Below are 13,815 nucleotides of genomic sequence, written 5' to 3' on the forward strand. Positions count from 1 at the left end.
CCGGCGAGATCCCGCAGCCTCCATCCCCATCAGCCTCCGACCCCACAGGACGTGCCAGCGGGACGTTGCCCGCGATCCAAGATGGTGGCGTTCGCTATATCTCTCATTTGCCTCTGCCGCGTCTACCGGAACCGGAGGGAGGGCTCATATTCGGAAGAAACACCCGCCTTGCCGATCCGCGCGGCATAGCGGCCGAAGCTTCGCGCGGAGGAAAGGCACGGGGAATGCCAGCCTCGGACATCACGAGGTCATGCGATCGATGAGCTTCTCCTGCAGGCGTTCAAGCCTCTCCAGCCGCGAAGATTGTTGCGAGAGCTGGTGATCGATCTTCTCATGGAGCTGTCGCACCTCCAGCTCGGCTTTCAAGTTGACCCGATAATCGTTCTGCGCCCGCATCCGGTCGCGCGCCTCCTGGCGGCGCTGGCTCATCATGATGATCGGCGCCTGGATCGCGGCGAGTGTCGACAGCACCAGATTGAGAAGAATGAACGGATAGGCATCGAACGGCTTGAAAAGCCAGCCGGTGACATTGAGCATCATCCACAGGCCGCAAACGAGCGAAAACGAAAGGATGAAAGTCCAAGAGCCGCCGAAGGCCGCCACACGGTCGGCCATCCGGTCGCCGAAGGTGGCCTTCTCGTCGAAGGTGATGTCCGGCGCGGCGGTGACGATGTCGCCGGTTCTGAGGCTGTCGAGAACCTCCTGCTCCAAAGGGCCGAGATCGCCATTGGCGTCGCTGAGGAGCTCCCTCAGAGAGCGCCTTCGATAGGTCTCGAGGTCCTCGGGGCAGATCCAGGACCCCTCCGACCATTGCGGATGATCTCGACCGATCAGGGCCGAGATGGCCGGGCGCACCGCCGCCCAAGGAACGGCCCTCTCCTGCCGCAAGCTCTTGCCGCAGACGACGCATGTGGGGTTTTTCGGGCCGCTTTGAGGAGGGGCGTCTGCGCGTTCCATCGGGCATCACACGACCAGATCCGGAGGCCGGAATTTAACTCCCCCGCCGCAGGCTGACCAGCGCTGAAGGACATCCTCGTGCGAGGCGACATGGCCGTCCGATTTACGGGCGGACCGATCGCGATCAAAAAGACGTGTACCCTCAGCGGTTGATGATGCAGCTATATTGCAACCCTGGCGCAAGCTACGTATTTAGAATGCGTCCAAATCGCTTAGTTAAACCAAAAGCTGTGCTCACCTAGAGTTACCACCCCACAGGAGTGCTGTTATGGCGGATACATCGGTGAGTCAGGGTTCGGGTCTGGAATCCAAACTTTACGAAGCTATGGATCTCTTCGACTCCACCAATGTGGTGAACGGCGTCGACGTCAACAGTACCTCCTTGGCCGAGACTTTCGCCGCAGCGCCACTCAACACTGCCACCAATCTCGCCCGTCCCGACAGCACGACCAACGCCGTCACCAACCTCGCATCGGACGGAACCTCCGGCCTCATGGGGGATAATGCGCTCGAGCCCCTGGCGGCCGTCCCCGAAGCCGCGACGTCAGGCACAGAGGCGTCCTCGCCGGCTCGCCCCAACGCCGATGTCAGGGAACTTGCATCCGACTTCCCCGAAATCGGAGAGACCGGCGCTTCGGGCGCGGCCAATACCGCGACGGGCGGCGCCACGGCGCCGACACTCGGCGCGTTGCAGCCGCCCGGTGTTCCCGTTGACGGCGATGCCGGTCCCGATCTTCTCGACATTCCCGGCGAACTTCCGGATACGGCGGACGAGCCGGATGCTCCGGCTCCAGGCGTCGATCCGGACCTCCCCACATCTGACCTCTCGCCTGACGACGGCGATGATGAGACCCCAGATACGGTGGTGACCGATGGCGACGGAGACGACCCTTCAGACGGGACGGATCCCACCGACCCGCCGACGGACGTGACACCGGATGCCCCTCTTCCGGATCCCGATCTGCCCGACGTCGATCTTGAGACACCTGTTGATATTCCGGGCACGGTCGACGACGTCGTGGATCTGGTCGACGACACGCTCGATACGACCACCGATCTTCTCGATGATGTGACGGATACCGTCACAGACACGATCGACGATCTTCTCGGCGGCGGACCCGACGGTCCGGCTCAGGACGGCGACACCGATCTGACCCTTGATGCTGATCTCGGCCTGCCGCTCGTCGGAGATATCACCGGCGATCTCGACGTCACCCTCGATCCCGTCGAGGAGATTTTGGGCGATATCGATATCGACATCGTCACCGATGCGGATCTGGGCGATGTCACCGGAGAGATCACAGATGCGGCCGGAGAGGTTTTGGAAACGGTCGGCGACATCGCCGAGGACGTCACTGGCGGCCTGACCGACACTCTGACGGATGTCACAGGGGGCACGGGTGACGCTGTCGGCGATCTTGTGGGCGGCCTCACCGGAGGTCTTCTCGGTGGCGGAACCGACGGTCCGACTCAGGATGGCGACACCGATCTCACGCTCGACGCTGATCTCGGCCTGCCGCTGGTGGACGATCTAACCGCCGACCTCGATGTCACTCTCGATCCCGTCGAGGAAGTTCTGGGCGATATCGACATCGACATCGTCGCCGATGCGGATCTGGGCGATGTCACCGGAGAGATCACGGATGCGGCCGGAGAGGTTTTGGAAACGGTCGGCGACATCACCGACGACGTCACTGGCGGCCTGACCGACACTCTGACGGATGTCACCGGGGGTACGGACGACGCCGTCGACGGTCTTCTCGGCGGCCTCACCGGAGGTCTTCTTGGGGGCAACGAGACCGAAGAGCCGGCGCCTGACACGAGTGGCGACACCGATCTCACCCTCGACGCCGATCTCGGGCTGCCGCTGGTGGACGAGACGACGGCCGATCTCGATGTCACCCTCGATCCCGTCGAAGAACTCGTCGGCGACATCGACGTCGATCTGGTCGCTGACGCGGACCTCACCGGAACAACCGACGGCACCGCCGAGGCAGTCGGAGAGACCACCACAGAGGTGACCGACGCAACGGGCGGGCTCGTTGATGATGCGGTCGACACGACCGGCGATGTCGTCGAGACGGTCGACACCACTCTGGAGAGTGGAACGGATGCCGTCGACGGTCTTCTCGGCGGCCTCACCGGAGGTCTTCTCGGTGGCAATGAGACCGAAGATCCGGCGCCTGACACGAGTGGCGACACCGACCTCACCCTCGACGCCGATCTCGGGCTGCCGCTGGTGGACGAAACGACAGCCGATCTCGACGTCACCCTCGATCCCGTCGAAGCGCTGGTGGGCGACATCGATATTGATCTGGTCGCTGACGCGGACCTCACCGGGACGACCGATGGCACCGCCGAGGCGGTCGGAGAGGTTCTTGAGACCACGAGCGAAACCATCCCAGAGCTGACCGACACGACAGGCGGGCTCGTTGATGGTGCTGTCGACACCACCGACGATGTCGTCGAGAGGGTCGACACCACTGTGGAGAGTGGAACGGATGCCGTCGACGGGCTGACCGGAGACATCACGGGTGCCCTTCTCGGTGGCAATGAGACCGAAGAGCCGGCGCCTGATACGAGTGGCGACACCGATCTCACGCTCGACGCCGATCTCGGCCTGCCGCTGGTGGACGAGACGACGGCCGATCTCGACGTCACCCTCGACCCCGTCGAAGAACTCGTCGGTGACATCGACGTCGATGTCGTCGCTGACCTTGACCTCACCGGGACGACTGATGGCACCGTCGAGGCGGTCGGAGAGGTTCTGGAGACGACAGGCGAAACCACCACAGAGCTGACCGATGCAACGGGCGGGGTCGTTGATGGTGCTGTCGACACCACCGGCGATGTCGTCGAGACGGTCGACGCCACTCTGGAGAGTGGAACGGATGCCGTCGACGGTCTTCTCGGCGGCCTCACTGGAGGTCTTCTCGGCGGCAACGAGACCGAAGAGCCAGCGCCTGACACGAGTGGCGACACCGATCTCACCCTCGACGCCGATCTCGGCCTGCCGCTGGTGGACGAGACGACGGCCGATCTCGACGTTACTCTCGATCCTGTCGAAGCGCTGGTGGGCGACATCGACGTCGACATTCAGACCGACGGATCGCTTCTCCAGAGTGAGCCGGCTTCCGAGCCGATCGATCTCGAGGCCGATGCCGAGGCAGCGATCGCGCTCTTCGATGAGCTCGATGCCGACATCGCGGCAAGCCTCGAGAGCGACGCCACCACGGGGACGGATGGCGAAGACGGCACGCTTGTCGATCTCTTCACCGAGCCGTCTGACATCGACGCGGACATGTCGTTGAACGACCTCGTCGGCGTGGTGAGCGATCCCGTGCTGTCCGACGACGGTCTCTTGAGTGGCAGCGAGGTCTCGCTCACGGAAACCTCCACGGACAGCGACAGCTCCGGAAGCCTCAGCGTTCAGCTCGGAACAGGTTTAAGTTTTAAGCTTGGGACAAGCTTCTACCTGTAGTTTGACTGCATGGGGATACGTGCAGCTACAAATCTGATCGGCGATCAGGGCTTTAGGCAACCGATACTGGTGTTGCTGACGCTGACGTTCGCGCTCAACATTCTGGGCCTGACGATTCCCGTCGCTGCGGCCCAGATCTTCGGGCGGATCGTCCCCAACCCATCGAGCGCGACGCTGCCCATTCTCGTCATCGGGGTGTGCATCCTCGCCGCACTCGAAGCACTCCTGCGCTTCGGTCGGGCCATGGTCGTGGCACGGGCGGGGGCAAATTTCGCCGGCGTCGTCACTCAGCGTCTCCTCTCCCACATTCTCATCAGCGAGCCGGCCGATCGCCGTCTCGCCTCCTCGCGCAGCGTCGAATATCTGAGCGCGGTTCAGAAGCTCAAAGAAAAGTACAACGGCCAGCTCGTCGTCAGCATTGGCGAGCTTTTCTTCCTGCCCATCATCATTTCGGTCATTCTGTTCATCTCTTGGACGGCCGGTGCCTGCGTCATCGTCTGCGTTGCCATCTTCGCGCTGCGCAACATCCGCGAAGCACGGCGCATGAAGGCCATCGTGGCGCGCAACATCGTCGACAGCGAAGAGCGCTACGACTTTCTCTTCGCCATGCTGAGCGCGATGCACGGCATCAAGGCGATGGGGATCGAGGACAATATCCTGCGCCGCTATGAAGCCGCACAGGAAAAGATTGCCGCCAACAATCACGAACTCGCCATCGTCACAGGCCGGCTTCTCAACAGCACCCCGATCGCCAGCCAGGTTCTGATCGCCGCCATGTTGACCTTCGGCGCGATCGCCGTCGGACAGGGTCATCTGACGATGGGCGGTGTCTCCGCGCTCGTGCTTTTGAGCAGCCGTGTGATGGGCCCCTTGCAGCGCGCAATCTTCATCCTCGTCCAGATGCGCGACATCGATGAAGCCGAAACGAAGGTCGAGGCGCTCTTCGCGCAGCCGGCGATTTCCACGCCGACCGACGATTTAAAGGTGGCCAACGAGGGTCGCGTTTCAGCCGATAATCTCGCGTGCTGGCCGGTGACCGGGTCTCCCCTGTTCGAAAACGTGCATTTTGCATTGCAGCCAGGGGTCACCGCCGCCCTCTCCGGCACCTCGGAGCAGGCGAAATCGGCATTCCTGCAGATCATCGCAGGAATCCACAATCCGGCTACCGGGGAAGTGCTTCTGAACGGCGTCGCTCCGACGAAATACCCACGCGCGCTCCTCAACCGCTGCGTCGGCTACGTCTCGTCGGCGGGCGTGCTCTTTCGCGGGACCATTCGCGACAACATCACCCGTTTCGGCGAAGTCAGCGTCGACGAGGCGATGGATGTCGCGCACGTTCTTGAAATCGACAGCCTCATCAATGCTCTGCCCAACGGCCTCGATACCGAAGTCCTCGGCTCGGCGAGCGACACGATACCACCGGGACTGCGGCAGCAACTCGCCATCCTGCGCGCGCTGGCGACGCGGCCACGCCTTATCCTTCTCGATAACGCAGATCGAGGCTTGGATCGCGACGGCTACGCCAAGCTCAACCGGTTCATCGGCAAGATCCACGGTCAGGCGTCCTTCATCATCGTCTCCGACGATGCCAATCTCTTGAGCTATGCGAGCAAGCGGCTCGTCCTCGAACGCGACGGCATCCGGCCGCTCGAGGGATTTCAGGTCACCGAGCGCAAGTCTTATCGGGACCTCAAGATATGAGCGCTCACTTCAAACATGTGGGCGACATCGCAGCCCTTACGTCTGGAGAGGGAGGGCCCGGCTTGCCTCAGCCCCGCACGCCCGCGCTCTTGATGCCACCAAAACACTCGGATGCGGATGCACACGACTTTGACGGAATCTGGCTTGTGCGCCTGCGCGCCGCGATCGAGCGTCTGGAAGCGCTCGTCAGACGCAGCCGCAGTGGAGTTGCGGGCGAGGCAGGGCTGGAGCGCCTCTTCTGCACCGTCTGCGTTCTGTCGGCCGCCGATTTTCCGCTGCGCCAGATCCTGGCGGCTCTGCCCGCGCACGAAACCGCTCTCGATGCGGACGGCCTGCTGAGCGCCCTTGGGCACCTCGGCTTCCACGCCTCCCGGCAACGAGGGCATGCTTCGCTTCCGGTGGGCGCCGGCCCGACCCTTTTCGTCGCGCCTAACGGAGAAGCCGTCCTGATCTTCTCCTGCCCGGATTCGGGCCGATTGAAGAAGATCTCGGGTGATGGAGAGATCGAAGACGTCGACAGCTGGCGTCCGTTCAAAGGCGGCACATTCTGGCGATTCTCTCGGGAAGATGAGACGGATCCGCTGTCGAAAATACGGCGCGGTCATACTGGGCACAGCTGGTTCCGGGCCCTCACCAGCAAGTTCGACAGGATCGGTCTCGGGCTCCTGATCACGAGCCTCGCCGTGGCTGGAACGAGCGTCCTGCTGCCGCTCTTCACCATTCAGATTTACGTTCATGTGATCAGCCTCGGCTCGCTCACGCCGCTGCCGTATTTCGTGCTCGGCATGATGCTCGCCATCGTGCTCGAGGCGCTTCTTCTGGCCCAGCGCACGCGCATTCTCGCCTGGATCGCGAACCGGCTGGAGTTTCTCGTCAGCACGGCGTCGTTCGAACGTCTTCTCAAAATTCGCCCCACGATATCGGAACGTGCGGCGGTGACGGATCAGGCAGCCCGCCTGCGCACGCTCGAAAACGTTCGGGAATTCATTACCGGGCCGGCAGCAACCTCGCTGCTCGAAGTCCTGGCGAGCTTTGCGTCTCTCGCCATCATTGCGCTGCTTGCCGGCTGGCTCGCGCTCATCCCGTTCATCGGCATCTGCATGCATCTCGGATTGTTTCTCCTGCTCCGGCGCAGGGCGCGTGTGATGACGAGCATCGCGGCGGAGGAATCGACGGAGATGCAGCGCATCACCATCGAAATGCTGGAGAAGCGCGATGCGATCTGCCAGGCGGGCCTGCAACATCTCTGGTCGCAACGCCTCGTTCGCGGCGCACGCAGGCAGCAGACCGCTCAGATGTCCCTGCGCCTCGTCGGCGCCATGGGCGAGGCCTTCTCGACGTTCATTCTCACCGTCGCCACCATTCTGCTTCTCGCCTCGGGCGTCGAAGCCGTCTGAGCAGGCACGCTTGGCACCGGCGGCCTTCTGGCGGCAACCATCCTCGGCCTCAGGGCGCTCGCCCCCTCACATGTCCTCTGCCTCTCCGTGCAGCGCTTCGAACAGCTGCGCAACAGCATCAACCAGCTCAACGGGCTGATGGAGATCCAGCCCGAGCGCGACGAAACACGCGAATATGCGCGCATGCGCCCGATCGAAGGAGCTGTGAGCTTCCTCAACACCGGGTTCCGCGCCGGCGATACGAGACCGGTCTTCGTGGGCCTCGATCTGGAGGTCAATCCCGGCTCCATCATCGCCATCACCGGCGCGAACGGGACCGGCAAGACCACGATTCTGAAGCTCATCCAGGGCATGGCCGATCTTTCGATCGGAGCGATCCGCATCGACGGTGTCGATCTGCGGCAATTGCCACAGGAAGAGCTGCGCCGTCGCATCGCCTACGTGCCTCAGAACCCCAAGCTCTTTCCAGGCACGCTGCGCGACAACCTGCTTTTCGCCAATCCATTCGCAAGCGAAGAAAAGGTCCGTGCCGTGCTTCAAAAGGTGGGGCTCTCCTCCCACCTCGCTCAGCTGGACGGGGGGATCCAATTTCGCGTGAAAGATTCCGAGGGTGCCGACTTCTCCTCGGAATTCCTTTTCAAGTTCGCGATCGCTCAGGCCATTCTCACCGAGAGTGCGATCCTGCTCATCGACGAGATCCCGAACATGCTCCTCGATGGAGAGATTGGTGAGCTCATTCGCAGCCTTGCACTGTCCTACCGCCGTCGCGGGACACTCTTCCTCGTGTCGCACCGCTCGGACTTCCTTCTTCTCGCCGATCGCGTGGTTGCCCTGCGCTACGGCAAGGTGCCGTTGGTTTCGTCGCCCGACGCGCTGTTTGCGAGGGTCGCATGAGTCTCGTTCGCATCGATTCTCGTCTGCCGGAGCGCATGGAGGGCGGGCTCAGCGCCTCACCTCCCCGTCTCGTCATGTCGCATCCTCTCATCATCGAGGAGACGGCGCCGCAACGCTTCATCCGGCATGCCTGCGTCCTGATCGCCATCGGCATCCTCGCCTTCATCATCTGGTCGGGCTTCACCAGCATTCACGAGGTTTCCCAGGCTCAAGGGCTGATCGTTCCCGCGGGCTACGAACGCGTGGTCCAGCATTACGAAGGCGGCGTAATCGACGAGATCCTGGTTAGACCAGGCGACCAGGTCAACGCGGGCGCGCCGCTCTTCCTCCTCAACGATGCGACGACTGCGGAAAACGTCGATGTTGCGGGTCGGCGCAAGCAAAATCTTCTCGCCCAGATCGAGGGCCTCAAGGCCCTGGCAGACAACCGTGAGCCCGATTTTCTTCAGTTCGGCAGCGACGAGACGGTGCTCGCGTCGGCCTCGGCTTTTGCAGCGCGACGCGAAGCGCAGAGGGATCAGCGCAGTCTCCTGAAAAGCCAGATCGAGCAGGCGCGTCTCCTCGTCTCCACCTACGATGCGCAGCTTGCGGCACTCGACGACGACCTCGCCTTCGCCGAAGACAATTACGCCCGCGTCGAAGGGCTTGCGAACAAAGGCTATTCCACGCGCACGCAGCTCGCCGATCGGCGCAAAGCGCGCCAGGATGTGGTCAACCGGACGCAGATTACGCAGCAACGCAAGGATGAGGCCACCGAACGACTGGTGGAGGCGCAGAACAACCTCGCCGCCTTCGAGACAGCAATCCAGTCGGAAATCGCCAGAGAAATCCAAGATCTCCGAGAAGCTCTTACGACGCTCGAGGGAGACATCAGCAAGGAAGGCCGCCGTCAAGATCGGCTGACGGTCACCTCCCCGGTGCGCGGCACCGTGAAGTCTCTCGACATCACCACGATCGGGGGCATCGTGGCATCGGGCCAGTCACTCGCCACCATCGTGCCGGATGGAGAGAAGCTTCACGCCGAGACACGCCTCCCCGTGAGCGAGATCGGCTATGTCCGCATCGGACTGCCGGCCCGCGTCAAGGTTTCCGCCTTCGATTTCACGCGCTTCGGGTGGATTGAGGGCCGCGTCGCAGACATCTCCCCCGCCTCTTTCACGCAAGACGGGACCGCCCCCTACTACAAAGTCCGCATCGAGCTGGACACGGAGTATCTGCCGTTTGCGCCGGACGCCCGATTGACGCCCGGCATGGCCGTCTCCGCCGACATCATCACCGGCGACAAGACGCTTCTCGCCTATTTCCTCAGCCCCATCCGCAAGGCGCTGAACACCGCCTTCGCCGAGCGATGAAATGACCGACGTTCTCAGCCTCCCATCCGCCCCCGCCGAGACCACGACGAAGGCCACGATCCTCCTCGTCGACGACGATCGCAGCGCCCTTCTGACGACTGGCGAGCAGATCGAGAGTCTCGGCTATGCAGTGCTCACCGCCAGCAACGGCGCCGAAGCCTTCACGATGTTGCGGGAGGATCCCTCCTGCGCCGATATCGTCATGACGGACAGGATGATGCCCATCCTCGACGGGCTCGGCTTCATCCGTCGGCTGAAACGGGAGCGGGAAACCAAGGACATTCCGGCCATCCTGCTGACCGGCGCATCCGAGGTCGAAGACGTCAGTCTCGGGATCGAGGCCGGGGCCTTCTACTATCTGACCAAACCGACGACGCAGAAGCTCGTTGCCTCGGTGCTGCACTCCGCCTTCCAGGAGGTTCACCGTCAGCGGAAGCTCCGCAACGACCTGATGGGCCACCAGGCCGCTTTCAAGACCATGCAGGCGGTGAAATTCAGACTGCGCCTGCCGGAAGAGGTGGAGCCGGTCGTCAGCATGCTCGCCAGCATGCAGGACGCGCCCGACCGAACCATTCAGGGCATTTTCGAACTCGTCCAGAATGCCGTGGAACACGGGGTTCTGAGGTTCGGCTTCGAGGCCAAGGCGGCGCTTCTGAAGGAAGGACGCTGGGAAGAAACGCTGGCAGAGCGTGCCCACGAGCCTCTCTACCAGAACGGCTGGGTCGAGGCGACGGCGATGCGCCGTGACGACGGCGTCTATGTCAGCGTCAAGGACAACGGCCCGGGCTTCAACTGGCGCAGCTTTCTCACAACCGACCCGAGCCGATCGGCAGCACCGTGCGGTCGCGGCATTTCACGTGCGGCCAACTTCGCTTTCGATCGACTGACCTACGACAAGAGCGGCAACCAGGCCGTCGCCTTCACAGCCAATAAGCCGAGAGTGAAATGGTAGACGCATCCACCACTCCGACCTTCATCCAACGGGTGCGAACAAACCTTCCGCATCTCGTCATCGCGGTCCTCGTATTCCTGATCGCGGGCCTGATCGCATGGTACTCGAAGCTCTACTACGCGGAGCAGAATGCTCTCTTCCAGCAGGAGACGCAGCTCGTTCAGAAATTCATCCGCGTCGAGGCCGATGCCATCATCGTGCGCGTCAAGGATGCGGCAGCCTTCGTCGCAGCCGACGCCGTTGAAAAGGTCGAGGCCAAGCTGAAGGTCGCCTCGCGAAAGTCTGCCTACATGTCGGATCTCGGTTATCTCTCGACGGCAAATCCGACCAATGTCCGATCCTTCTTCGGTCAGCCCTTGCTGCAGGGCAAGCCTGAGCAAGTCAGGCGCCTGGCCGAAACTCTCTTGGAGAAAGAAGGACTCGTATACGCCGTTTCGCCGGTCGAATTCCCTGATCTCTTCCCTTCGCGAAAAGCGAGCTCACTTGTATTTGCACAAGCCTTGCAGAAAAATCGAGATAGCTCCGACAGCATTATCGTCTATTCAGTCGTCGATATTAAACCGATGATAAACGATGTGTCCAATTCACTGACACACGGAAAAATCACTTATGCGAAATTTGATGTCAGCGGAGGATCTATTTCGTATGCATTCCCACCTCCAAAGAAGAATTTCCTTTCACGTTTCTTTTCCGACACGACCAGAACGGACACGTCGATCACGGGCACGTCTCAGCTTACCGCCGAAATTCAGCAATCTCCCGCTGGCCTGTACTCTCTAGCGATCATGGTGGGGGGATTGTTTCTCATTGGAGCGATTGCCTGCAGCCTGGCGCTCGTCTTCATTCGCAGCCAGCGGAAATCGCAGAGCCGGCTCCTGCAGGCTCTTGCCGACACGAAACACGCGAGCGAGGCAAAATCGACCTTCCTCGCCAATATGAGCCATGAGATCCGCACCCCTTTGAACGGCGTGCTCGGCATGGCGGAGCTTCTGTCGCGCACCGAACTGACCGGGGACCAGCGGCGCTATGCGGACCAGATCAAATCCTCCGGCAGCGTTCTCCTGGCGATCCTCAATGACATCCTCGATATTTCCAAGATCGAGAGCGGTCAGCTCGCCATCGACCCCGTGCGCACGCGGCTTCGCCCACTCCTTCGCGATACGGTGTCTTTCTACGCGGGAACGGCCCTGCACAAACGTGTCGAACTCCTGCTCGACATCGATCCCGACCTGCCGCAGCAGGTCGAGGTCGACCCGATGCGGCTGCGGCAAATTCTCAGCAACCTCGTCTCGAACGCCCTCAAATTCACCAATGTCGGCGAAGTCATCGTCTCCGCGAAAGCCGTGAACTTCGACGGAAAGCAAGAGGTCTGTACGATCGAGTTCTCGGTCCGCGACACCGGAATCGGCATCGCTGCCGACAAGATGCCGAAGCTCTTCTCCCGCTTCAGCCAGGCGGAAGACAGCACGACCCGCCTTTATGGCGGCACCGGTCTTGGCCTCTCGATCTGCAAGGAGATTTGCGAGCTCATGGGCGGCACGATCCGCGCCGAGAGCAGGCCCGGGAAAGGCTCCGTCTTCACGTTCTCGCTCACGCTCGAAGTGCTGGAAGGAAGCACCCGTCCGGTCGACACGGGCTTCAAGGCGGCGCTCGTCTCCTCCTCTGCATCGCAAATCCGCATTCTCTCCCGAGGCCTCGAAGCCTACGGCATTCACTGTCAGAGCTTCGTTCCCTCGAGCAAGATCGGCGAAGAGATCGCGCGCGCTTCCTATGAGGGGGAGAGTTTCGATGTCCTGATCATCGACCAGGGCAAGCATATCGACGAAGCCATCGAGTTGCGGCGCATCGTCATGATGCAGCCGGCACTGCAAGGCCTGCGCTGCCTCGTCCTCGGCACACAGATGGCCCATCCGAAGTATCAGACCTTCGACAGAGCCTCGATCAAGCCGATCGACGCGTGCCTCCTCGCCCGTAACGTCCAGCATCTTCTCAGCTCCGAGACCCGGACCGACGAGACTGTGGCCGCGACGGGAGCAGACGCCGACGCCGCGCCTCGCTTCCATGGATATCGCGCCCTGCTCGCCGACGACAACAACGTCAATCTCCTCTTCGGCGCCGAGGTTTTGAGCGGCTTCGGCTTCGACGTCGAAACGGCGACCGACGGCTCCAAAGCCGTCGCTGCCGCCCATTCCGACGATTTCGACGTCATCTTCATGGACTGCCAGATGCCGGTGATGGACGGCTACGAGGCGACAGGCCTCCTGCGCAAAATGATGGACGAAGGATCCATCCGCCGGATCCCGATCGTCGCCGTCACGGCAAATGCTCTCAAAGGCGACCGCGAACGCTGCCTCCAGGCAGGCATGGACGCCTTCGTCTCAAAGCCGATCAATATGAGCGATCTCGAAGCGCTCCTTGGAACTTTGGAGGGCCTTTCGGACAACCGAGCGCAGGCCGTCAAAGCGTCGCCACCGACACGTCTCGACGAAACCCGAAACGGAAAGAAGACCATGACCCATTCTTCCGAAAACAGCGCACCCTCACCCGCCCCCGCCGGCAACGCATCGCCCGCTCAAGCGGCGGCGCCGGCGCAGGCCCCAGCCACGCCGCAGAATGCGCCGCAGGCTCTTCCCGTGTCCGGGGAGCGGCCCAAAATCCCGCTGATCGACGTCGTCGCCTTCAGGCAGACACGCGCCTCGATCAGCAAGTTCAATACGCTCATTTCGTTCTATTCGACCGATACGGCCGAATATCTGCGCAATATCCGCGAAGCGCTCACGATGGGGCGGATCGAAGACACGGTCCTGCCGGCGCACACCATCAAGAGCTCCAGCCGCGTGATCGGTGCGATGGGCCTTGCGCATCTCGCCGAGGATTTCGAGAAACGCGCCCGCACCGGCGGCGCCGATCAGGAGAGGCAGTTGATCGCCTTGCGCGTGCATATGGAGCGCATCTTCCTGCTCACCATCGAGCGCATCAAGGCGCTCATGGAGAACGACGACAAATCAAAGGCCGCATAAGCCGGCACCCGCCGACCTGCACCAAAATCTCCGGGATGGGCTGCGCACGCCCGGAAGGCGA

The 13,815-nt window shown here is 62.1% G+C and carries 8 protein-coding genes; 7 read left to right on the top strand and 1 reads right to left on the bottom strand.

The features are described 5' to 3' along the window. Positions 1-240 precede the first annotated feature (240 nt). Entirely contained in the window at positions 241-855 is a 615-nt protein-coding gene (locus ACK8CP_RS08810; protein ID WP_414834030.1) for a DUF1003 domain-containing protein, read from the bottom strand. Positions 856-1,225: 370 nt separating this feature from the next. Here ACK8CP_RS08810 and ACK8CP_RS08815 point away from each other — a divergent pair, with 370 nt between their 5' ends. The 7 genes from ACK8CP_RS08815 to ACK8CP_RS08845 all read left to right on the top strand — a co-directional run bounded on the left by ACK8CP_RS08815 (position 1,226) and on the right by ACK8CP_RS08845 (position 13,754). Next, entirely contained in the window at positions 1,226-4,438 is a 3,213-nt protein-coding gene (locus tag ACK8CP_RS08815; RefSeq protein WP_414834031.1) for a hypothetical protein, read from the top strand. A gap of 72 nt (positions 4,439-4,510) precedes the next feature. Beyond that, complete coding sequence (locus ACK8CP_RS08820) at positions 4,511-6,139, top strand: ABC transporter transmembrane domain-containing protein (protein WP_414834032.1); 1,629 nt, start codon at positions 4,511-4,513, stop codon at positions 6,137-6,139. Positions 6,140-6,285: 146 nt separating this feature from the next. Continuing rightward, positions 6,286-7,536 (top strand): hypothetical protein, encoded by a 1,251-nt coding sequence (locus ACK8CP_RS08825; protein ID WP_414834033.1) that lies wholly within the window; start codon positions 6,286-6,288, stop codon positions 7,534-7,536. Between the two features lie 87 nt (positions 7,537-7,623). After that, positions 7,624-8,430 (top strand): ATP-binding cassette domain-containing protein, encoded by an 807-nt coding sequence (locus ACK8CP_RS08830; protein WP_414834034.1) that lies wholly within the window; start codon positions 7,624-7,626, stop codon positions 8,428-8,430. Beyond that, the gene (locus ACK8CP_RS08835) at positions 8,427-9,782 is read left to right on the top strand and encodes an HlyD family type I secretion periplasmic adaptor subunit (RefSeq protein WP_414834035.1); all 1,356 of its coding nucleotides are present in this window, start codon (positions 8,427-8,429) and stop codon (positions 9,780-9,782) included. The genes ACK8CP_RS08830 and ACK8CP_RS08835 overlap by 4 nt, the downstream gene beginning before the upstream one ends. Position 9,783: 1 nt before the next feature. Beyond that, positions 9,784-10,734, top strand: coding sequence for a response regulator (locus ACK8CP_RS08840; RefSeq protein ID WP_414834036.1), 951 nt, complete (start codon positions 9,784-9,786; stop codon positions 10,732-10,734). Continuing rightward, complete coding sequence (locus ACK8CP_RS08845; protein WP_414834037.1) at positions 10,728-13,754, top strand: ATP-binding protein; 3,027 nt, start codon at positions 10,728-10,730, stop codon at positions 13,752-13,754. The genes ACK8CP_RS08840 and ACK8CP_RS08845 overlap by 7 nt, the downstream gene beginning before the upstream one ends. The last annotated feature ends 61 nt before the right edge of the window (positions 13,755-13,815 follow it).

The organism is Afifella sp. YEN Y35 (genome assembly GCF_047553465.1).
Taxonomy (GTDB): Bacteria; Pseudomonadota; Alphaproteobacteria; order Rhizobiales; family Afifellaceae; genus Afifella; species Afifella aestuarii.

Excerpts from the sequence above, each read along its gene's own strand:
- ACK8CP_RS08815 (WP_414834031.1), top strand. The coding sequence starts at position 1,226 with ATGGCGGATACATCGGTGAGTCAGGGTTCGGGTCTGGAATCCAAACTT.
- ACK8CP_RS08835 (WP_414834035.1), top strand. The coding sequence starts at position 8,427 with ATGAGTCTCGTTCGCATCGATTCTCGTCTGCCGGAGCGCATGGAGGGC.
- ACK8CP_RS08840 (WP_414834036.1), top strand. The coding sequence starts at position 9,784 with ATGACCGACGTTCTCAGCCTCCCATCCGCCCCCGCCGAGACCACGACG.
- ACK8CP_RS08845 (WP_414834037.1), top strand. The coding sequence starts at position 10,728 with ATGGTAGACGCATCCACCACTCCGACCTTCATCCAACGGGTGCGAACA.